Here is a 20368-nt window from a genome sequence, read left to right as displayed (position 1 = left end):
TCCCTTTACACAACTGTTGGTTTGGTTAGAGCACCTAACCAACAAAGAAGGCGTACAAGTACAAGCCATTGACCTAACACAGGGCAATAACCAAGGAGAAGTGAAGGTGAGGCGTTTACAGCTTGGGCGGTAATAAGCTGGAAAGTGTAAAGGTTAATTGTGCATAACAATAATAAAAACTGGTGCCTGAATAAAATTCAGGCAGATGTGAAAATTAAGCAAAAATAGCGTCTAGCATCTAGAGCCCAACGCCTAAAATCTAGCGGCTAGTACTTATAATTTCAAATGTTAAACAGAGACTACTAATGAAAAAAAACCTTGCCATGGGCATTATTTTTGTCATCGCTTATCTTGGCTTTGTAATTGCTACCTTGCCAAGCGCATTCGTTTTACAGCAAGTACCATTACCTAATAATGTTAAAAAAAGCCTTTACCTTTCAGGCGTTAGCGGCAGTATTTGGCACACTAATATCGCACAAGTTGTCATAAATGGTACGCCTATTAACAAGGTTAGCGCACAGTTAAGCCCTTGGTCTTTATTGTCATTAACCCCTAAGTTATCAATCACATTTGGTGACCCGTTTAATGCTGGTCCAGAAGGGGCTTTTGATCTAGTACTGTCGTCAACGAAAGCAAAAATAAGCAATGCTAATATGTTAATAAGCGCTAATGAAATAGCACAACAACTACCGCTACCTTTACCTATGTTAGCGCAAGGTGATGTCACCTTAACTGTTGCATCAGCGGAAATTGATTTTAGCAAAAACAATCAATGCGTTAGTGCAACAGGCAATGGCGCGTGGTCTAAAGCTGGTGTTACTGCTCTGTCTCGTACTGTACCGTTAGGCATATTAACTGCCGATATTAGCTGTGACCAAGGCACGCTAGCGCTAGTAATGTCACCTAAAAATGATTTAGGGTTAACCTTTACCGCGTATGTTGCACAAGGCGGTAAAGTATCAGGTGAAGGATATTTACAACCTGGCGCTAAATTTCCTGCCGCCCTTAATGACGCCCTGCCGTTTTTGGGTAGACAAGACAGTCAGGGTCGTTATCGCTTAGTCTTCTGAGTATAAAGGTGAGTGCGTTAGTAAAGTAGGATAGGTAACCCTTGCTAGTAAGCAGTAAAACCTTGTGTTTACCTTGTGGCTGTATATAATAACAGTTGTGAATAAATACAGCGTTTTACCTAGAAAGGAAAAGCTAATGCCAATCGTAAATAAATTAAAACCTTTAACTAAGCGCCAGCAACAAATATTTGATTTAATAAAAGAAAACATTCAAGCAACAGGAATGCCACCTACAAGAGCTGAAATAGCAGTTTTTTTTGGTTTTAAATCAGCTAATGCTGCCGAAGAGCATTTAAAGGCCTTGGCAAAAAAAGGCTATATAGAAATGTTGCCAGGCACTTCGCGTGGCATACGTTTAGCTGAGCAATTTAATGTAGTAGAAGGCTTGCCACTGGTGGGTAGCGTTGCTGCAGGTGAACCTATATTAGCAGAAGAGCATATTGAACAACATTATGAAATGAATGGTGATTTGTTTCATCCTCCCGCCAATTACTTGTTAAGAGTTAATGGCGAAAGTATGAAAAATATTGGCATTCTAGATGGTGATTTATTAGCAGTACATCAAACCAGCGATATTCAAAATGGTCAGGTCATTGTTGCTAGAGTAGAGAACGAGGTCACGGTTAAGCGTTACAAACGAGACGGTGATGTTGTTTATTTAGTCGCAGAAAATGATAATTTTGAGCCAATAAAGGTCGATCTTACTTGCCAAGAATTCAATGTTGAAGGGCTTGCCGTTGGCGTAATTCGTAACGGTAATTGGATGTAAACTGCGTTGCTTTAGTCTTTTTTAATCAATTGCTGCTAAAGACTTTGGCGGCAACACCTTTCTTATCTATCCCCCTATATATCACCCGATTTAACTAATAAAACCCACTTTGCTTGTTATATAGCCAATAATTCTTAGTAAATATAAGATCAATGAAAAAAGCTATAGGCTATATCTATCAAGCTATTCCAAAGCTTTAGAGTGCTTACTCTATTGATACTACAGCTTTTTTTTATAATTACCATTTGACGTAGATCAAGTTTTGAGCGATTCTAGAGTGGGAATCGAACAAAATAATAAGCAAGAACTGTATAAAAATAAAAAGACGTTGATGTGCTAATTCGATACCCAAACTTACTATTACATTCATGTAGTGCTGAGTTAGCAGTTTCACGTCAGTTAATTTAATAAATTTTAAATAGGGTATTACTATCTTGTTTGAAAATAATAACTAAATTAACAGTTAATCAGTTTAATGAGTATGAAGTACATTGCTGCTTTTCTGTTTTCTATTTCTTATACCTTTGTTTTTGAAGTGATATTTAAAATCATTTTTTAGCTTAAGTAGGTAATAATGAGGGAGAAGTTGAGTGAAGAGAGCTAACCATCGTAGGTTGATGGGAATTGGGTTATTTATTTTAAGCCTTTTTTCTAGTTCGGCCTGGTCAAATTCACAGTTAAATTTGACTAAAGGAGCAACAGCGATTAGTAGAGAAGTGTATGATTTACATATGCTTGCACTCTATATATGTACTGGTATTGGTGTTGTAGTTTTTGGTATCATGTTTTGGTCAATGATATTTCATCGTAAATCTAAAGGAGCAAAAGCCGCTGATTTTCATGAAAGCACCAAGGTTGAGATACTTTGGACTGCCATCCCTGTCATTATACTTATCGCCATGGCTATCCCTGCCACTAATACACTAATTAGCATGGAAAATAATGAAAATTCCGACATTACTATCCAAGTAACAGGGTCTCAGTGGAAGTGGCACTATAAATACTTTGATCAAAACATTGAGTATTACTCTGTGCTTTCAACACCAAGAGAGCAATATGAGAATCAAAATGGTAGCTTTAAAGGCAATGAGACAGCTAAAGGTGAAAACTATTTACTTGAAGTTGACAAACCCTTAGTTATCCCTGCCAATAAAAAAGTTCGATTTCTTATTACCTCCGATGATGTTATTCACTCTTGGTGGGTGCCTGCCTTTGCAATTAAACAAGATGCTAACCCTGGTTTTATCAATGAGGCATGGACGAATGTAGATAAACCTGGCATTTATCGTGGCCAATGTGCTGAGCTTTGTGGTAAAGACCATGGTTTTATGCCCATTGTTGTTGAAGTGAAATCGAGCGAAGATTATGACGCATGGTTGAAAGAACAGCATGCTTTAACCGCAAAAGCCGCTGATGCTGAGCGGGCCTCTTTAACTGCTTCTCTGAGTAAAGAGGAGTTAATGCAGTTAGGTGAAACAACTTATATGGCTCATTGTGCAGCCTGCCACCAACCAACGGGGTTAGGGTTGCCTCCCACATTTCCGGCACTGAAGGGCAGTGTGGTTGCAACGCAAGGCAGTATTACAGAGCATATTAATTTAATCGTCAATGGTAAAGGTATGATGCCACCATTTGGTAAACAATTAACACTACAAGAAATTTCAGCGGTGACTACATTTGAGCGTAATGCTTGGGGTAATGACACGGGTGATTTAGTTCAAAGCTCAGATGTTAAAGCAGCAGGCGGGGAGTAACACATGACGACAAATATAATAAATGAATCCCTTGATGATGAGCATCACGATCATAAAATGAAAGGTATTAAACGTTGGCTATTTACCACTAACCATAAAGATATTGGCACATTATATTTATGGTTCTCTTTTATTATGCTGTTAACGGGGGGCGCATTAGCGATGGTAATCCGGCTTGAGTTATTTCAGCCAGGTTTACAAATAGTAGAACCCGACTTTTTTAATCAGTTAACTACAGTGCATGGGCTGATTATGGTTTTTGGCGCAATAATGCCAGCATTTACCGGTTTCGCTAACTGGATGTTGCCTATGATGATCGGTGCGCCAGATATGGCTTTGCCCCGTATGAATAACTGGAGTTTTTGGATATTACCTTTCGCGTTTGCTATTTTGCTTTCTACCTTTTTTATGAACAGTGGTGCGCCTAATTTTGGTTGGACCTTCTATGCTCCGCTGTCAACCACTTACTCAAATGGTAGTACGGCATTTTTTGTTTTTGCTGTGCATATTATGGGAGTATCTTCAATAATGGGAGCAATTAATGTCGTTGTTACCATTATGAATATGCGTGCACCGGGTATGACCTATATGAAAATGCCACTGTTTGTTTGGACGTTTTTTATCATGGCTTATTTGCTAATTGCCGTCATGCCAGTGCTAGCAGGTGCTGTTACTATGGTGTTGACTGATACTTACTTTGGTACCAGCTTTTTCAATGCTGCTGGTGGTGGTGACCCTGTAATGTTCCAGCATATTTTTTGGTTCTTTGGCCACCCTGAAGTCTATATTATGATTATGCCGGCATTTGGTATTGTTTCAACAGTTATTCCCGCCTTTGCGCGTAAAAAACTTTTTGGTTACAGCTCTATGGTTTATGCAACAGGAGCAATTGCCTTGTTGTCATTTCTTGTTTGGGCTCATCATATGTTTACCACAGGTATGCCTTTATTTGGTGAGCTATTCTTTATGTACTGTACTATGTTAATCGCGGTTCCTACAGGCGTTAAGGTCTTTAACTGGGTTGCAACGATGTGGCGTGGTTCATTATCATTTGAAGTGCCCATGTTGTTTTCAATTGCTTTTGTTATTTTGTTCACCATTGGCGGATTTTCAGGCTTGATGCTGGCGCTAACACCTGCAGACTTTCAATACCACGATACCTACTTTGTTGTTGCGCACTTTCATTATGTGCTTGTCACGGGCTCATTATTTTCAATTTATGCAGGAGCTTACTATTGGTTGCCTAAATGGACGGGCCATATGTATAGCGACGCCTTGTCTAAATGGCATTTTTGGTGCTCATTAATTTCGGTCAACTTACTCTTTTTTCCTATGCACTTCTTAGGGTTAGCAGGTATGCCGCGCCGGATCCCAGATTATGCCTTGCAGTTTGCAGACTTTAATAAATGGGTCAGTATTGGTGGTTTTGCTTTTGGCTTATCACAGCTAATCTTCTTAGCTGTTGTAATCAAATGCATTAGGGGCGGTGACAAAGCACCCGCTAAACCATGGGATGGTGCTGAAGGCTTAGAATGGACTGTGGCCAGTCCCGCACCTTATCATACCTTTACAACACCACCGAAGGTTGACTAATCATGAATGATGACATAACGCAAAAGCCTATTAAGGCAAGTAATAGTAAAATTATTAAAAAACTCGTTTTTATGGTTGTTGCTATGTTTGGCTTTGGTTTTGCCCTTGTGCCTATATACGATGTTTTTTGTGATATCACAGGCTTAAACGGTAAAACGAATAATGCTGCAGTCACTTATACCGATGACGGTGTTGATACATCGCGTACGATAAAAGTGCAGTTTATTACTCGAATGGCCAAGGGAATACCCTGGCGATTTGAGCCCGTTATTAATGAGGTATCCGTACATCCTGGTGAAATGAAGTTTGTTAATTTTTTTGCAAAAAATCAATCACAACGTGACATTATTGGCCAAGCAGTGCCGTCAGTGTCTCCAGGTATTGCTGCTGGTTATTTTCAAAAAATTGAATGTTTTTGTTTCGCGCGACAACCATTAAAAAGTGGTGAAGAAGTTGAAATGGGTTTGCAGTTTTATGTTGATCTAGACTTGCCAGCAGATATCAGCACGCTGACATTATCATATACCTTATATGACGTTAGTGAAAAGGCAGACTCGTAATGCATTGATAACTCTTATCGCTATTAACAGTAAAGAGGGAATAAAAATGACAACGAAAGATTATGAAAGTTATTATGTGCCATCACAAAGTCACTGGCCCATAGTTGGCGCAGTAGCATTATTTATGATTGCGGTTGGTGCTGCTAATTATGTCAGTGATATGCAAAGTGAAGCCAGTGGTTATGGTGGATACATCTTATTAGCAGGTATTGCGCTAGTGATTTATATGATAGCAGGCTGGTTTAGTAATGTTATCACTGAATCCATGGCCGGCAAGTATAGCCGCCAAATGGACAACTCATTTAGACAGGGCATGAGTTGGTTTATTTTTTCTGAAGTGATGTTTTTTGCAGCTTTTTTTGGCGCATTGCTATATGCACGTACCTTTTCGGTTCCTTGGTTGGGGGGGGCAGGAAACAATGCTGAAACAGCCGCTGTTTTATGGCCAGAGTTTACTGCAGTGTGGCCACTTATTAAAACACCTGATGGCACTGAAACCACAGGAATGGGATGGTATGGCTTACCCTTAATCAATACACTTTTGTTAATCACTTCCTCGTTTACGGCGCATTTTGCCCATGTGGCATTAGAAAAAAACAAACGCCCACAACTAAAAGCTTGGTTAGGCTTTACCATTATTTTGGGATTAGCTTTTATCTCGCTCCAAATACTGGAATATGTCCATGGTTATTCTGATGAAATGCAATTGTATTTAAGCAGTGGGATCTACGGTAATACTTTTTATATGTTAACGGGCTTTCATGGAGTACATGTAACACTCGGATGCATTATGTTAATTGTGATGTTTTTTAGGGTGCTTAAAGGGCACTTTACACCTGATAATCATTTTGCGTTTAAAGCGGCTAGTTGGTATTGGCACTTTGTTGATGTGGTTTGGGTGCTACTGTTTGTTTTTGTTTACATCTTGTGATGTTAATACCGTGCTAAAACTGTAGTAATGGTGTGGGGTACGCATTGGCTGTTGTCAATGCTGTCTCTTTTGCTTTACTCAAATGCGTTTATATTAGTGGTTATCTCGCAGAAATAATAATAAATATTAACGACAATAAGGGTTTTCTTGTTAATGCTCAATAGTGAAAACTCAAGTGAAAATAAAACGCGATTACACTCTGTTAGTAAGCTTAACTTGCTTTGGTTGTTACTTACTGTACTGGTTTTTTCAGTCTTAGTGAAACTTGGCTTTTGGCAAAATGCGAGGGCATTAGAAAAGGAGCAGCGGTTAACGCAAATTGAAAAACTAAGTGCACAAGCGCCATTGACGTTAACGCAAGTGTTAAGCTTGGCGAGTGAAAATCAATCGTTAAATGCAGTTAATGATTACCCTGTATTGGTAAACGGTGAATTTAATGAAAACCAAGTTTTTTTATTAGATAACCAAGTAAGTAAAGGACGATTAGGTTATCGCGTTTACCAAGTTGCAGTAACCGATAAGTTTGCAGTACTCGTCAGCCTTGGTTGGGTAGCAGGCTCTTTGAATAGACAAGAATTACCTAATATTTCAGCCTTGCATGGAAACCACAGATTTCAAGGACATATTCGTTTAATAGAAGCCGGAGTTTTATTACAAGAGCAAGTGTTTTCAGCTGTAAGCTGGCCGCTAAGAGTGCAACAAATTGAATTAGAGAAGTTTTCATTATTAATCAAACGGAAACTCTTGCCTTTTGTCGTGTATATGGATAAAAACGAAAGGTTAGGTTTTGAAAAAAATTGGCAACCAATAGTGATGCCACCAGAGAAGCACCGCGCCTATGCTTTTCAGTGGTTTAGCCTAGCTATAGCTTGGCTATTGTTGATGCTCTGGGCCAAGTTTGGCGTTAGTAAAAGTAATGGTAATAATAACAGTAAGGCAAAGTAGTATGAGTTTAGTGCAAGATGAAAAAAACGTCTCACAAGAGAGGGTTATAAAAAGAAAAAACCGTAGTAGCTTTTTACTGATGATTGCTGTTTTTATTTTGCCAGTTGTATTGGCTAAACTTGCTTTAGATGGCGAGTGGTTAACAACGGGCGTTACAAATAAGGGTACCTTATTAAAAAACGGCCTCACCCTTGATAAACTCGATATTGACAATAGCCAATTTCCCCATCAATGGTTGATTCTATATAACCTGCCTAATCAGTGCGACATGCATTGTCAAAAAGTTTTTAACTCTGTTCACAACACTTACATTGCCATAGGTCAAGATACACCAAGAGTTACTCCCGTCGCCTTATATCAAGAGGCTTTGCCTACTGTTCAGCTTGAACATATTGCGAATAGTAAATGGCAATTAACGCCAATGTCGCAACAAACTAAGGAGCAATTAATACAACCACAAATTTTGATTGTCGACCCTATGGGTAATGTTTTATTAAGCCATAAAATACCTGAAGACCTTGAGTCTTTGCCACAGTTTGGTAAACAGATTTTAGCCGATATGAAAAAACTGCTTAAATACTCGAAGGTGGGTTAATATGGGCGAACAAGCACTATATGTGAAACATAATCATGTCGTTAGAAAATTAGTTTTTATTAGCATTTTGTTAGCATTTGTTGTTGTTGCCTTAGGCGCTTATACGCGTTTAACGCATGCGGGTTTAGGTTGCCCAGATTGGCCGACATGTTACGGACAGCTTGATGTACCGGTAACAGCAGAACAAATAGCAAAAGCAGAATTAGCCTTTCCAGAACGCCCAGTTGAGTCACATAAAGCGTGGAATGAAATGATTCATCGGTATTTTGCCGGTGCATTGGGCTTATTTATTTTGGCCATCGCTTTATTATCATTTAAAAATAGGGCGCAAGGTACACCGCTACGTTTGCCTTTACTTATTTTGGTCATTGTTGTATTTCAAGCGGCATTAGGCATGTGGACAGTAACCATGAAATTAATGCCAATAGTGGTTATGGCTCATTTATTAGGTGGGTTTACCACACTGAGCCTATTGTTTTTGCTGCATTTACGCCTAAGGTCAAGCCGAATTAAGCGAAGTGATTTCTCAATTAAAAAATATGGCCGTTATGCCTTACTTGGGATTGTTATTTTAACTGGACAAATAGCACTAGGGGGCTGGACCTCGTCTCACTATGCTGCGTTAAGTTGTGTAGAGTTGCCAATTTGTCAGCCAGGATGGCAATCACAATTGACTTTTGAAAACTCCTTTGATTTAGTCCCCCCTAAACTCGACAGCTATGAGTTTGGGCACTTAACACATGATGAACGTGTCACGGTACATGTAATGCACCGTTTTGGCGCAATCTTTACTACAATATACTTATTATGGCTTACTTTAATGGTATACATTAACGCGAGCACGGGCGTATTTAAAGCTTCGGCAATAGTGGTTGGGTTAGTTTTAACGGGTCAGGTGGTACTAGGCGTTAGTAATATCTTGTTTTCATTACCCCTTTATGTTGCCGTCGGACATAACGTAGTCGCCGCCTGTTTACTGCTAACGCTTATTAACCTAACTTATCGTTTACGCGGTAAAATCTAACTAGTACTAAATTTACATTGGCGAACCAGGTAATAGTGCTAAGGTGTACATGATGCAGAAGTGAACACTCGGATACTCAAGTGGGTGTTATCGCTATTACAACAAGGGAAATATTATGTCAGATGAAGTAATTAATACTACAAAAATAGCGCGGATAACGTTATCTAAATATTTACCTAAGTGGCGTGCCTATTATGACATTACCAAGCCTAAAGTTGTTGCCTTATTAGTGTTAACAGCTGTCGTGGGTATGAGTTTGTCAGTGCCAGGAGGCTTACCTTGGCAATTGTTTTTACCAGCAATGTTAGGGATTGCTTTGTTGTCTTCTGCAGCGGCGGCAATTAATCATATTGTTGATGAGAAAATTGATGCCATCATGGGCCGAACGCATAACCGACCTTTGCCCGAAGGAAGAATTACAGTTAACAATGCCATCGTGTTTGCTGTCAGTATGGCCTTATTCGGTTTTGTTTTACTATTCACTTTAGTCAACCCATTAACTGCCTACCTAACGTTAGCTGGGCTAGTAGGGTATAGTTTTGTGTATACCTTGTACTTAAAACGCGCCACCCCACAAAATATTACTATTGGGGGCCTAGCAGGTGCAATTCCGCCCTTGTTGGGATGGACTGCGATGACCAATGAAATTCACCCACATGCACTCTTGTTAGTGCTATTGGTTTTTACTTGGACACCGCCACATTTTTGGGCACTGGCTATTCATCGTAAAAATGAATATGCAAAAGTAAATATTCCAATGTTACCAGTTACTCATGGTGTTAATTTCACTAAAACCCAAATTTTACTTTATACAATACTGTTATTTGTCGTTGGCTTACTACCGTATTTAGTTGGCATGAGTAATTGGTTATATTTAATTGGTGCAGTAGTACTTAACCTGATTTTCTTTGCTTATGCGTGGAAATTGAAGTTTAATGCTGATGAAAGTACAGCAATGGATACCTTTAAGTTTTCGATTGTTCATTTAATGTTATTATTTATTATATTGTTATTTGATCATTATTTACTGCCAATTGGCTAGAGACTAGTGTATGAAAAATTATTTTGTTTATTTAGGTGGCTTAGTTGCCGCCATTATTGGCGTGTTGGTTTTTCAACAGGTTGATCAGTCGGCTCAGCCAGAGCATGCGTTATATTACCAACAACCAAGGGACATTAAACCGTTTGAATTAACGGACCATAATGGTAATGCTTTTAATGCAACGCACTTTAAAGATAAGTGGTCATTAGTCTTTTTAGGTTATACTTCTTGCCCTGATGTGTGCCCAACAACGTTACAAAACTTGGGCTTTATTTATGAAGATTTAAAAGCTGTATCGAGTAATACGCAAGTGCTGTTAGTCAGTGCAGATCCCACTAGAGATACGCAAGAGAAGTTAAGTCAATATATTCCTTATTTTAACCCAGAGTTTATTGCCTTAAGAGGTGAACATAGCGCCTTATTCCCTTTCGCACGTAATTTAGGGTTAATGTATGCTATTAGCGGCGAAGAAGAAGGGTACTTAGTAGATCACAGTGCATCAATTGTTTTAGTAAATCCAGATGGGCAAATAACGTCTATATTCAAGCCAGAGCAAGAGGTTGGAAAAGTTCCGACGATAAATAATGATAAATTACTTGGCGACTTCAAAAAAATAGTCGCCTTGTATTAATTAATATGATTAACACTTATACAGTTATAATTCACCTTATTGAGCAAGCAGAGGCGACAGTACTCGGTAGCTTTATACATAGTTTGGCTGATGAGTTTTTCAGCCGCTAATATTAATACTGCTATAAAGGGTACCACTGTCCACCTTCTTTTAAAATAAACCAAGGTTTAGAATACCAATAGTACCGACCCGGTTTGCTGATGCTAGCGGCAGTACAGTTGCAACGTACGCGTCCTGTAGGTAGATCACCGTTAAAATTGATGGTAAAGCTGTTATCACTTTGCCATTGTATTTTTTGTTTTCCTAAACCAGAAATATAACAATTCAATCCTGATTGATAGAAGTCATCACTTTCAACGGTAAAGGTAACACTTGTCGCTTCTTTATATTCAAAAATGGTTTCCGCTTCTTTTCCTGACAATTGTATATTAAAAGGCAGTGAATTTAACTTATCACGCAATGCGGTTATTTCATCGTAAGGCATTGAGGCCGGAAAACGAGGTAAAATTGTTAAATCTGTGTCTAAGCCAACAGCTCCAGATTGCTGAGAAAAACCGACAAAGCCATTTTCCCTTACCCAGCTTTGTATAGCAGGGGTATATTCACCATATGGGTAAGCATAATACCGCCAACTTTGGCCAGTTTTTTCTTGAATTAATTTTTCAGACTTTAGTAATAACTCGGTTTGTTTCATTAGCCATTGTTTTTGTGTTACATCATCAGGAATACGTGCGATAGAATCATGTGTAAAGCCGTGGTTAGCAATAATAACGCCCTCATCAGCTAATAATTTAAGCTGTTGCCATGAAAGGTAGGCAGAAGAGTTTTGCGAAATAATACTGGGGTTAACAAATATTGTATAAGGGTAGTTAAACTTATCAAGTAATGGTTTAGCTTGTGTTAACACATTCGCGTAAGCATCGTCAAAAGTAATGGCAACAGTCTTGTCTGTTAATGGTTCTCTGCGCTTAATCTTATCAACGATTTCAGACAAAGGGATGACATTAAAACCATTGTCTTGTAGATACGTTAAATGCACCTCAAACTGGCTCGGTGTAATACTTGTGCTTTTAGGCGTTAGATCACTAACATGATGATACTGTAAAATAACAGCACCAAAACTTGTTGAATGAAAAAACAATAAAAACAGCAATGTAAGATTAATTTTCATCACAGAGTCTCCTATAATAAAGTAGCAATTTTGCTCAAAAGACTAATAAAATAACATTTTTTTGTCAAAAATCTTAGCAATATAATGTTGCCCATTAGTAAATGTTGGTTATTTATTTGACCTAGTCACGGCTAACCAGGGAAGGAAAAAGCATTAGTACTCACAAAGCACTTATTTTTTCGGTTTCAAGCTTGGGATACTAGTGCTAGCAATGGCTTTTAAAACAATGCCAATAGAGAAAGAAAAGAAGGTAATAGCGCCTAAAGCAGCTTTATATTCTTTGGTTACCTCATTTACATAAGTCAGAGTTATTATCACCCCAATAGCTGCGCAAATAAAACAAGTATTAGCGAGCACAGTGATTACTTTCTGCCAGAAGTGCTTAGGCAAATGTTTAACGGGTTCCATTTATTTCTCCAAGTAAGATGATAAAGAAACAGTTTAGCAGCTTAAAGGTTAAACTGCTTGATAAAGGTCAAGCTTGAAGCCTTAATGGGGTTTTGTGCCCATCCCCTCGAAATGAACCTTAAGATTATTTATTGACCACTCATAAGTCATGATGGTGTAAAATAACTATAAAGGTCAATTATCATCACTAACCCAACCACTAAACGTATTCAAATACTTACATCGTCTGAAATAAACGAACTTTACGCTCTTCCTAACTTTAATCATACAGACAGAGAAGACTATTTTTCATTGGATAGTGAAACCCAAAAACTGGTTAATGAGCTAAGACGATTAGAAACCAGAGTATATTTTATCCTGTTATTAGGCTACTTTAGATCGCGGCCTATCATTTTTAATTTTTCATTTGAAGATGTTATTGTTGATCTTGATTATGTCAGAACTAAATATTTCAATGGTAAAGATATAATGTTGACTGACTTACCTCGAACAACAAAAACAAAGCTGTTCAAAAAGTTACTTAACTATACTGGCTTTTCAAATTATCATAGTAAAGTAGATAAAGAACTACTTCTTAAAAGACTCAATGATGTCGTAAAAATAAACTTAGAGCCTAGGTATGTTTTCGATGAGTGTATTGCTTATTTTGGTCAAAACAGAATAGCGCTTGCTGGTTATACAACACTACAAGACACTATCTCAACCGTTTTATCAAATGAACGAAGCCGTATTGAGCATATTCTCACTGAAAATTTAACTCAATCCACAAAAGCCATATTACTTAAATTACTTGAATCAAATAGTACCTTTACTGACCTAACCAAATTGAAAAGAATGGCTAAAGACTTTTCGGCTAGTCAAATAGCACAAGAGTTGAAGACACATAAAACTATACGTTTACTTTACCCTGAAATTAAAGTGCTTATTGCTGAACTCAAATTATCCCCCAAAAACCTTGAATACTACGCGTCATTAGTTAAATACAAGACAGTTTATAAACTCAGAAGACATGCAGACTGTAGTGGTAATTGACCAAGCTATTGATACATCTACTCCAACTGGGCGTTTAATGTTTAACATGTTAGCGGCAATCGCAGAATTTGAAACTGATTTACGCGCTGAGCGACAATTAGAAGGTATTGCTAAAGCTAAAGAACATGGAGTTAAATTTGGTCGGCCAACCAAGAGAACCGATGAAATAGATTTAGAAATTTATAATAAAAGGAAAGAAGGCGTATCTATTGGTCAATTGGCAAAAAATTATGACTTGGGGTCAGCGACCATTTATAGAATATTGAATGATGTGTTTGAAAAAGTATCAACTGAAACAATAATTTTACCTGATTAGAATACGTATTATAATTGAATACCTGTTTACCCTCTTATTAAGTCGGCAATAATTTGCCGACTTAAAATTATACAGTGACCTTATTTACCGTTTTTATTGACCAAAATTACTGATATTTCTACTTTAGAGTGTATTTTTATACTTAATGCTTTAAAAATAGTAGAGAATATTTTTGGTATGCTATTTGCTTTTAAAGTATGAGTAAGTATTTATATACTCATACAAAAAATGTAGTTTGTTATTAAAAAATTAAGGATAATGACATGATAAATTCTATTGGTTCACAGAACTATGCTGTGCAACAAACTCGTGATAATACGAATAAAGTTGAACAAATAGCCTTAAATCCTCCTAATAAATCTTATAATACCGATAATCTTGACTTCCGTCAAAATACTATATCTTTTATTGAGTCAGCTACTCCAGAAGAATTGGAGAGCAGAGTTAACTCATTAGTAGGCCGAAAGCCATCTTTGATCGGTATTGATATGAGAGGAGTTATAAATACCGACAATGAAAATAACGGAAATGAATTACTTGAAAGAGCAAAGCGCTTAAGCAGTCAAGTGGAACCAGAAATTAATAATGTTTTGAAAAAAGAACAGGACTTAATCAGTCAAGGACGGGCTGAGGGAAAGAGCGCCAAGGATATTTTAATGAGTATTGTAAACATGCAAGATGAACAATCAGATGCATATAAATTAGCAATGCACTGGGGAAATGAAGGGCTTGGTTCACCTAAAACTTATGCCAAGCTGGTTGAATTAACGCCTAGCTATGTAAATTATTATGCTTAATTATTTTCTGAATAGCGGTTTTAAGTTAAATTAAAACTGCTAGAGGATATTTTTATTGATACGTTACAGCAATTGAACCATTTTGCCCTATTAATGTGGGAGTAATGGTACCACTGCCCGCATATTTAAATGCATATACCTAAGATGTGTTGGCAGGTATGTTATAACCGCTAACAGTGCCTCCTGCACCAAAATTACCACTTATATCAAAACAGGGGCTGAATGTGCTTGTACATATTAATGTTTGTAGGTTACTGTTATAGTTCCATATATTCCATTGCCAAGTAATATTTTGAACTATAGCTGAAGGGGATATTCCAGCAGGAGCACTCATCACCGGGCCTACATACCATTGGCCTGCTGTATAAAGGCTTGGATTATATACAACTTTTGTCCACGCACCTGCTGACGCAAAAGCCTGAATGCCTCCTTCTGATTTTAAAGCGCGTGGAGATTCAAGTTGGTCTACAGATATAATTTCTACTGTACTAGGATCAAATTGCAACTCTACATCTTTTTGTTCTACAGCCATTGCATTCATAGTGAAAGCACTAGTGATAACAGCTAAAGCTAATAACGTTTTATTCATTTTCATAACAAATATCCTTATATCCATGTTAAATTTTTCCCTTTAATATTTAAGGGAAAGTATCTTGAGATATTAACGGTTAACCTCATATCTCGAATTTTATTAAAGCAGAAAAACCTTTTCACTTAAACTGTTATTTTATGATTGTCGAGAGCATTAGCACAAACCCCTTCATATGCTTTATTTTGATTAATCATAAGTAACTATAAATTCAAATTTGGTTAAAAAACAAGCTTAAGGTTCATTTCGAGGGGATGGGCACAAAACCCCTTAATGCGCATTCTCTTGAGAAACAAACAATAACACCTTTGCCAAAAGCCAACCGCAAGCCAGGCCTAAGGTATTGGCGACCATATCTAGCCATTCACCATAGCGGTTGGCATAAGGCTGTATCAATTCAATGGCACCACTAAAAGTGATAAAAGCAATAAATAACAGAAAACAATACTTAGGGTGCTTAAGTGCGGCAGGAAAAGCTAAAGCAGCGTAGGCAATGAAATGGTGGGTTTTATCGGTGCCAGGAACACTTGGTAGGTAAGTTGCTGGCCACAATGATAAGGTGGCGATACTAATAAGGAGTATCAGAGTTAAGTAAACCCAGTTTTTTTGAATGAGCTGGATTAAACAACGTAAATTATTCATGAATCTTCGTAGTACTTACTTAATATCGATTGGCTTGGTGCTTGTTTAGAATATTAAACCAACGGTTAGCAAAAATACCCAGGTAACCCCAAGCAGCAATACAGCAAGCTAAAGCGGTAATACTTATACCAAGCACTTGCCATAAGTGATGATAATAATAACCGATAACAATGAAAAACACCCCAGTAGCAAAAAGGCCAAGCCCACGTAAAAAAATTGTTAGGCTACGTGCTGGGTTTTGACCTAATTTAGCGAGTAAATATCGCATCAGTTACTTAAACCGAGCATAGGTTTATTAGTAATATGAATGCTCACCTCGTTCATGTTCAGTAGCATCTTTAACGCCTTTTATTTCATCACCCATCAGTTCAAGTAATTGCGTTTCAATACCGTTTTTGACAGTGACATCAATTTGGGCACAACCGTTACAGCCACCACCAAACTCAAGAACAACATAACCGTCATCCGTAATTTCCACTAAAGTACATTCGCCGCCATGCCCTGCTAGTTGAGGGTTTACTTCTGCTTGTAAGAAATAGTGAACACGCTCAAATAAGGGGGCATCGTCGGCCACTTTACGCAACTTAGCGTTAGGCGCTTTAAGCGTTAATTGGGAGCCCATTTGGTCAGTAACAAAATCAATTTCAGCTTCCTCTAAAAAGCTTTTGCTGTCAGCGTCAACCATGGCAGAAAAACCATCAAAAGATAATTTTAAATCGTCGGGCTCTACTGCATCAGGCGGACAATAGGATACACCGCACTCTGCTTTTGCTGTACCAGGGTTAACAACAAATACACGAATATGTGTACCCTCTGCTTGTTGAGATAATAGCTTAATAAAATGCTCTTGGGCGGTAGGGGATATAGTAATCATAATACAGTAACTCGCTTGTGCTTTTCATTGTAAACAGGAAAACTCCTCAAAGTTCAAGACTCAGAGGGGCTAATAGCTTGATTATACTTGACTGATTTACTCAAGTATAGCCATTTTACTCTGTACTAATGATTTCTCTGTTTTTATTTGCTATTTTAACAGTGTCGTCAAACGGGAAATTATTATGTTATTCAGCCGCCTGCTTGTTTTTCTTCTGTTGCTCACTCCTAGTTGGTGTTTATGGGCTAAGCCAATAGAAGACTATTTACCCCAACATATCAGTGTTAATTCAAAAATACCCTCACCTAAAGTATCGCTTGGCTTTGAAATTGGCGAGCGGCACTTAAGGTATGATCAACTTCAACAATACTTTAGACAATTAGAGCAGCATTCTCAGCGTATTAAAATAACAGCAATTGGTAAAACCCCCCAACAACGTGAGCAATTTCTTGTCACTGTTTCTAGTCCTGAAAACCTGGCTAAGTTAGACAAGCTGCTTGCCAAACGACGTATACCATATAAAACGACAGCCTCATCACAGCCTGATGAGCCTTTGGTTGTTTGGTTGGGATATAGCGTGCATGGTGATGAAATTAGTGGCGCTAATGCAGCGATGGTGCTGGGTTATTATTTAGCTGCTAGCGAAGAAAAGCACATTGAAACCATGCTGGCCAATACCATTATCGTATTGGAGCCTAGCTTAAACCCCGACGGTATGGACCGGTTTGTTAATTGGGTCACAAACTATCGAGGTTCGGTGCCCAATAGCGATGCTAACCATATTGAGCATCATCAAGGCTGGGTTAGTGGTCGAACAAATCACTTCTGGTTTGATTTAAACCGAGATTGGCTTTTGTTAACACAAGCAGAGAGCCAACACAGGCTTAAGTACTTTCATCAATATCAACCGCATGTGCTAGGTGATTATCATGAAATGAGTGCTAATAGTAGTTACTTTTTTCAGCCCGGTATTGCCAGTAGAACTAATCCCTTAACCCCTAAAGAAAATGTTGCCTTAACCAAAACGTTGGCAGCTTTTCATGCAAAAGCATTGGACCAAGCCCAGCGCTTATATTATAGCGAAGAAAACTTTGACGACTTTTATTATGGTAAAGGCTCAACTTATCCAGACATTCATGGGGCTATTGGTATTCTATTTGAACAAGCAAGCGCGCGAGGCATGCAACAAGATACCATTAATGGTTTGCTCACTTTTGAGTATGGCATTCAAAACCATGTCTTAACCTCACTTTCAACCCTTGAAGGCGCGTGGAAAAACCGTGTAGCACTGAAAGAATATCGGAAAAGCTTCTATCAACAATCACTAAAAAAAGCAGAGAAAGAGAAGTTTAAAGGCTATTTGCTTAATGAAGAAAAGGATGTTTATCGTTTACATTCCCTATTAGATAAATTAACACAGCATCAAATTAATGTTTATCAGTTAACAGAGGATTTCAACTATAAAGGAAAAAAACACGCCAAAGAAAACAGCTATTATGTGCCAATAGCGCAAAGCCAATACCGATTAATACAAGCATTGTTTACGCAAGAAACCGACTTTCCTGATAATACGTTTTATGATGTGTCAGGCTGGACTCTGCCGTTAGCGATGAATATTAACGTTAAAAAGCTTCATAAAACAAGAGGGCTGTCGTTAAATAAACAGGCTTGGTCGCGGCAAGATATTACGCATATAAACAAGGCGGTTATCAGCAATACAGATTATGCTTACGCCTTCGAATGGCACCATTTTTTAGCGCCTCAATTGCTTTACCAATTACAAAGTAAACAGATCAAAGCGAAAGTAGCCACGCGTGCTTTTGTTAGTCAAGTCAAAGGTCAGGAACGCTCTTTTGCGAGCGGTACTATTATTATTCCTGCAAGCATTCAACAAGGCAAACGTTGGCGGAAAACGTTAGCTGAATTAGCGCGTCATTCTAATATAGAACTCATCACAATTAATAGCGGATTAACAAGCCAAGGTATTGATTTGGGCAGCAACTCATTCAACACTCTAAAGCCACCCAAAGTATTGTTGTTAGGTGGTCAGGGAATTTCTCAATATGAAGCAGGTGAAATTCGTTTTTATCTCGATGAAACCCTAAAAATACCTGTCAGTATTATTGAGCATTCTCGCTTATCCAAGATAGAGCTATCAAGTTATAGCCATCTTATTCTGGTTGATGGTAATTATAACTTGTTGTCTTCACGCCATGTTAGTCAACTGAAAAAGTGGTTGCAAGCAGGGGGGGTTGTGTTTGCGCAGAAAAGCGCGAGCCAGTGGTTGGCTAAACAGAATATTTTGGCGGTAAATTTTCTTAGTCAAAAAGAGCTTGATCAATTATTTAATACTGAAGAGTTTACTTACCAAGACCAAGAAAAGCTCAGTGCTAAAAAGCGTATTGCCGGCGCTATTTTCTCGGCAGAGCTTGACACTTCACACCCGCTATCATTTGGCTATACAGACAAAAGTGTGCCGTTATTTAGAAACAGTACCTTCATTATGGATGTTGGGCGGCAACCATTTGTCACCTTAGCTAAATATAGTGCTTCGCCATTGCTTAGTGGTTACACCGATAAAAAATTAGTAGATCTTGTGGCGCATAAGTCAGCGATTGTCGCTCATGATTACGGTAAAGGGCGGGTTATTGCTAGCTCAGATGTTTTAGCGTTTCGAGGTTACTGGTTAGGCAGCGCTAAACTTTTAGCAAATAGCGTATTTTTTGCTAAAGCGTTTAGTGCGCCAATTAACTAATTTGGGGCATAAAAGTTTAACCCTTGTAAATATTGTCGCCACTTAATCTGTTGCTATGCATTGGTGCATAAGTGAAATCTAAATTGCGCTGACGACTGCTAAGGTTTATATGTTGTTGGCAACGTTAAACACACAGTAACAATGGTGACCTCACTAATGCCAACGCCTTTTAATAGCTTGCTAATTGCGCTTGCTGTACTACCCGTTGTTAATACATCATCAACCAACACCACGTGTTTAATGTGACTAGGCAAGGTTTTGTTAAGTGCAAAAGCATTAGCCAATGTGTGACGTCTTTCTTTGCCTGTTTTACCCACCTGGCTCGTGTTATTTTGAGTACGAATTAACGCTGTCGCATCGTAGGGAAGTTGTAAAGATTGCGCAAAAGGTTTCGCCAGTAAATGTGCTTGGTTATAGCCTCGGATTTTCCACTTGTTAATATGCAGGGGCACGCTGAGTATAAGGTCTACAGAAGACGTTAAGTGAAGGCAATTCAACTGACTCCAGTGTTGGGCTAGCAAATTAGCGAGCGTTGTCGCTAACTCAAACCTACCTTGATATTTAAGTTGCGGTAACCATTGATTAAACGGGGGAAGATAAGGTGACAGCGAGACTAAATGGTCAAAGCTAATGTGAGGTAGTGCTTTGTTAATAGCTGGCCAGTTTAATAAATCACCTTGGGTAGTCACTAGTTTAAACAGGGGGAGGTCAGCAAAGCAACTTGAGCAAAGCAATGTTTGTCCATATCTGCTAGTTGCAGATAAATGGTGGTTGCACAGGGCGCATTGACCTAATGAAAATAAAAAGCTTTTATACAGCTTTTGTAGTGTTTGAATTTGACTTTGCCATTTCATTATTAACATCCATTTT

23 protein-coding genes are annotated in these 20368 nt (G+C 38.3%); 16 read left to right on the top strand and 7 right to left on the bottom strand.

Annotation, left to right across the window (positions count from 1 at the left end; all coding sequences use genetic code 11):
- Window positions 1-13 precede the first annotated feature (13 nt).
- The 12 genes from gspM to AC0UA9_RS05710 all read left to right on the top strand — a co-directional run bounded on the left by gspM (window position 14) and on the right by AC0UA9_RS05710 (window position 10914).
- Window positions 14-133, top strand: coding sequence for a type II secretion system protein GspM (gspM, locus tag AC0UA9_RS05765; protein ID WP_475658206.1), 120 nt, complete (start codon window positions 14-16; stop codon window positions 131-133).
- Window positions 134-305: 172 nt separating this feature from the next.
- A complete protein-coding gene (locus AC0UA9_RS05760; protein WP_475658172.1) occupies window positions 306-1070 on the top strand; it encodes a type II secretion system protein N in 765 nt (254 codons plus the stop codon).
- 136 nt (window positions 1071-1206) lie between these two features.
- The gene (gene lexA / locus AC0UA9_RS05755) at window positions 1207-1839 is read left to right on the top strand and encodes a transcriptional repressor LexA (protein ID WP_475658169.1); all 633 of its coding nucleotides are present in this window, start codon (window positions 1207-1209) and stop codon (window positions 1837-1839) included.
- Window positions 1840-2429: 590 nt separating this feature from the next.
- Entirely contained in the window at window positions 2430-3593 is a 1164-nt protein-coding gene (gene coxB, locus AC0UA9_RS05750) for a cytochrome c oxidase subunit II (RefSeq protein WP_475658167.1), read from the top strand.
- Between the two features lie 3 nt (window positions 3594-3596).
- A complete protein-coding gene (gene ctaD, locus AC0UA9_RS05745) occupies window positions 3597-5186 on the top strand; it encodes a cytochrome c oxidase subunit I (protein ID WP_475658165.1) in 1590 nt (529 codons plus the stop codon).
- Window positions 5187-5188: 2 nt separating this feature from the next.
- On the top strand, window positions 5189-5746 hold the full coding sequence (locus tag AC0UA9_RS05740; RefSeq protein WP_475658164.1) for a cytochrome c oxidase assembly protein: 558 nt from the start codon (window positions 5189-5191) through the stop codon (window positions 5744-5746).
- A gap of 46 nt (window positions 5747-5792) precedes the next feature.
- On the top strand, window positions 5793-6677 hold the full coding sequence (locus tag AC0UA9_RS05735; protein ID WP_475658163.1) for a cytochrome c oxidase subunit 3: 885 nt from the start codon (window positions 5793-5795) through the stop codon (window positions 6675-6677).
- A gap of 153 nt (window positions 6678-6830) precedes the next feature.
- Window positions 6831-7622: an SURF1 family protein gene (locus AC0UA9_RS05730; RefSeq protein WP_475658162.1), complete on the top strand. Its 792-nt coding sequence runs from the start codon at window positions 6831-6833 to the stop codon at window positions 7620-7622.
- A 1-nt stretch (window position 7623) separates the two neighbouring features.
- Entirely contained in the window at window positions 7624-8217 is a 594-nt protein-coding gene (locus AC0UA9_RS05725; protein ID WP_475658159.1) for a hypothetical protein, read from the top strand.
- 1 nt (window position 8218) lies between these two features.
- Complete coding sequence (locus AC0UA9_RS05720) at window positions 8219-9241, top strand: COX15/CtaA family protein (RefSeq protein ID WP_475658157.1); 1023 nt, start codon at window positions 8219-8221, stop codon at window positions 9239-9241.
- Window positions 9242-9356: 115 nt separating this feature from the next.
- Window positions 9357-10283, top strand: coding sequence for a heme o synthase (gene cyoE / locus AC0UA9_RS05715; RefSeq protein WP_475658154.1), 927 nt, complete (start codon window positions 9357-9359; stop codon window positions 10281-10283).
- Between the two features lie 10 nt (window positions 10284-10293).
- A complete protein-coding gene (locus AC0UA9_RS05710) occupies window positions 10294-10914 on the top strand; it encodes an SCO family protein (protein WP_475658151.1) in 621 nt (206 codons plus the stop codon).
- A 121-nt stretch (window positions 10915-11035) separates the two neighbouring features.
- Here the strand turns inward: AC0UA9_RS05710 and AC0UA9_RS05705 are convergent, their stop codons facing one another.
- Both AC0UA9_RS05705 and AC0UA9_RS05700 read right to left on the bottom strand, forming a co-directional pair.
- Window positions 11036-12085, bottom strand: coding sequence for a polysaccharide deacetylase family protein (locus tag AC0UA9_RS05705; RefSeq protein WP_475658148.1), 1050 nt, complete (start codon window positions 12083-12085; stop codon window positions 11036-11038).
- A 171-nt stretch (window positions 12086-12256) separates the two neighbouring features.
- A complete protein-coding gene (locus AC0UA9_RS05700) occupies window positions 12257-12493 on the bottom strand; it encodes a hypothetical protein (RefSeq protein ID WP_475658146.1) in 237 nt (78 codons plus the stop codon).
- Between the two features lie 177 nt (window positions 12494-12670).
- On the opposite strand from AC0UA9_RS05700, the gene AC0UA9_RS05695 reads away from it, so the two are divergent.
- The 3 genes from AC0UA9_RS05695 to AC0UA9_RS05685 all read left to right on the top strand — a co-directional run bounded on the left by AC0UA9_RS05695 (window position 12671) and on the right by AC0UA9_RS05685 (window position 14638).
- Complete coding sequence (locus AC0UA9_RS05695) at window positions 12671-13525, top strand: DUF4158 domain-containing protein (RefSeq protein ID WP_475658203.1); 855 nt, start codon at window positions 12671-12673, stop codon at window positions 13523-13525.
- Window positions 13503-13841, top strand: coding sequence for a recombinase family protein (locus AC0UA9_RS05690; protein WP_475658142.1), 339 nt, complete (start codon window positions 13503-13505; stop codon window positions 13839-13841). The genes AC0UA9_RS05695 and AC0UA9_RS05690 overlap by 23 nt, the downstream gene beginning before the upstream one ends.
- A 263-nt stretch (window positions 13842-14104) precedes the next feature.
- Complete coding sequence (locus tag AC0UA9_RS05685; RefSeq protein ID WP_475658140.1) at window positions 14105-14638, top strand: hypothetical protein; 534 nt, start codon at window positions 14105-14107, stop codon at window positions 14636-14638.
- A 139-nt stretch (window positions 14639-14777) separates the two neighbouring features.
- Here AC0UA9_RS05685 and AC0UA9_RS05680 read toward each other — a convergent pair whose 3' ends face one another.
- The 4 genes from AC0UA9_RS05680 to nfuA all read right to left on the bottom strand — a co-directional run bounded on the left by AC0UA9_RS05680 (window position 14778) and on the right by nfuA (window position 16743).
- Window positions 14778-15233 (bottom strand): hypothetical protein, encoded by a 456-nt coding sequence (locus AC0UA9_RS05680; protein ID WP_475658137.1) that lies wholly within the window; start codon window positions 15231-15233, stop codon window positions 14778-14780.
- Between the two features lie 264 nt (window positions 15234-15497).
- Entirely contained in the window at window positions 15498-15869 is a 372-nt protein-coding gene (locus tag AC0UA9_RS05675) for a VanZ family protein (protein ID WP_475658135.1), read from the bottom strand.
- 19 nt (window positions 15870-15888) lie between these two features.
- Window positions 15889-16137, bottom strand: coding sequence for a hypothetical protein (locus AC0UA9_RS05670; protein WP_475658132.1), 249 nt, complete (start codon window positions 16135-16137; stop codon window positions 15889-15891).
- Window positions 16138-16164: 27 nt separating this feature from the next.
- Window positions 16165-16743 carry a Fe-S biogenesis protein NfuA gene (nfuA, locus tag AC0UA9_RS05665; protein ID WP_475658131.1) on the bottom strand — a complete coding sequence of 193 codons (579 nt, stop codon included), beginning with the start codon at window positions 16741-16743 and terminating at the stop codon, window positions 16165-16167.
- Window positions 16744-16927: 184 nt separating this feature from the next.
- On the opposite strand from nfuA, the gene AC0UA9_RS05660 reads away from it, so the two are divergent.
- On the top strand, window positions 16928-19498 hold the full coding sequence (locus AC0UA9_RS05660; protein WP_475658129.1) for a M14 family zinc carboxypeptidase: 2571 nt from the start codon (window positions 16928-16930) through the stop codon (window positions 19496-19498).
- Window positions 19499-19596: 98 nt separating this feature from the next.
- Here the strand turns inward: AC0UA9_RS05660 and AC0UA9_RS05655 are convergent, their stop codons facing one another.
- The gene (locus tag AC0UA9_RS05655; RefSeq protein ID WP_475658127.1) at window positions 19597-20352 is read right to left on the bottom strand and encodes a ComF family protein; all 756 of its coding nucleotides are present in this window, start codon (window positions 20350-20352) and stop codon (window positions 19597-19599) included.
- Between the last annotated feature and the right edge of the window lie 16 nt (window positions 20353-20368).

It is taken from the genome of Colwellia sp. F1 (assembly GCF_056238625.1).
This window is presented reverse-complemented; position numbering and strand designations above follow the sequence as displayed.

Excerpts from the sequence above, each read along its gene's own strand:
- AC0UA9_RS05760 (WP_475658172.1), top strand. The coding sequence starts at position 306 with ATGAAAAAAAACCTTGCCATGGGCATTATTTTTGTCATCGCTTATCTT.
- lexA (WP_475658169.1), top strand. The coding sequence starts at position 1,207 with ATGCCAATCGTAAATAAATTAAAACCTTTAACTAAGCGCCAGCAACAA.
- ctaD (WP_475658165.1), top strand. The coding sequence starts at position 3,597 with ATGACGACAAATATAATAAATGAATCCCTTGATGATGAGCATCACGAT.
- AC0UA9_RS05740 (WP_475658164.1), top strand. The coding sequence starts at position 5,189 with ATGAATGATGACATAACGCAAAAGCCTATTAAGGCAAGTAATAGTAAA.
- AC0UA9_RS05735 (WP_475658163.1), top strand. The coding sequence starts at position 5,793 with ATGACAACGAAAGATTATGAAAGTTATTATGTGCCATCACAAAGTCAC.
- AC0UA9_RS05730 (WP_475658162.1), top strand. The coding sequence starts at position 6,831 with ATGCTCAATAGTGAAAACTCAAGTGAAAATAAAACGCGATTACACTCT.
- AC0UA9_RS05725 (WP_475658159.1), top strand. The coding sequence starts at position 7,624 with ATGAGTTTAGTGCAAGATGAAAAAAACGTCTCACAAGAGAGGGTTATA.
- AC0UA9_RS05720 (WP_475658157.1), top strand. The coding sequence starts at position 8,219 with ATGGGCGAACAAGCACTATATGTGAAACATAATCATGTCGTTAGAAAA.
- cyoE (WP_475658154.1), top strand. The coding sequence starts at position 9,357 with ATGTCAGATGAAGTAATTAATACTACAAAAATAGCGCGGATAACGTTA.
- AC0UA9_RS05710 (WP_475658151.1), top strand. The coding sequence starts at position 10,294 with ATGAAAAATTATTTTGTTTATTTAGGTGGCTTAGTTGCCGCCATTATT.
- AC0UA9_RS05705 (WP_475658148.1), bottom strand. The coding sequence starts at position 12,085 with ATGAAAATTAATCTTACATTGCTGTTTTTATTGTTTTTTCATTCAACA.
- AC0UA9_RS05700 (WP_475658146.1), bottom strand. The coding sequence starts at position 12,493 with ATGGAACCCGTTAAACATTTGCCTAAGCACTTCTGGCAGAAAGTAATC.
- AC0UA9_RS05690 (WP_475658142.1), top strand. The coding sequence starts at position 13,503 with ATGCAGACTGTAGTGGTAATTGACCAAGCTATTGATACATCTACTCCA.
- AC0UA9_RS05685 (WP_475658140.1), top strand. The coding sequence starts at position 14,105 with ATGATAAATTCTATTGGTTCACAGAACTATGCTGTGCAACAAACTCGT.
- AC0UA9_RS05680 (WP_475658137.1), bottom strand. The coding sequence starts at position 15,233 with ATGAAAATGAATAAAACGTTATTAGCTTTAGCTGTTATCACTAGTGCT.
- AC0UA9_RS05675 (WP_475658135.1), bottom strand. The coding sequence starts at position 15,869 with ATGAATAATTTACGTTGTTTAATCCAGCTCATTCAAAAAAACTGGGTT.
- AC0UA9_RS05670 (WP_475658132.1), bottom strand. The coding sequence starts at position 16,137 with ATGCGATATTTACTCGCTAAATTAGGTCAAAACCCAGCACGTAGCCTA.
- nfuA (WP_475658131.1), bottom strand. The coding sequence starts at position 16,743 with ATGATTACTATATCCCCTACCGCCCAAGAGCATTTTATTAAGCTATTA.
- AC0UA9_RS05660 (WP_475658129.1), top strand. The coding sequence starts at position 16,928 with ATGTTATTCAGCCGCCTGCTTGTTTTTCTTCTGTTGCTCACTCCTAGT.
- AC0UA9_RS05655 (WP_475658127.1), bottom strand. The coding sequence starts at position 20,352 with ATGAAATGGCAAAGTCAAATTCAAACACTACAAAAGCTGTATAAAAGC.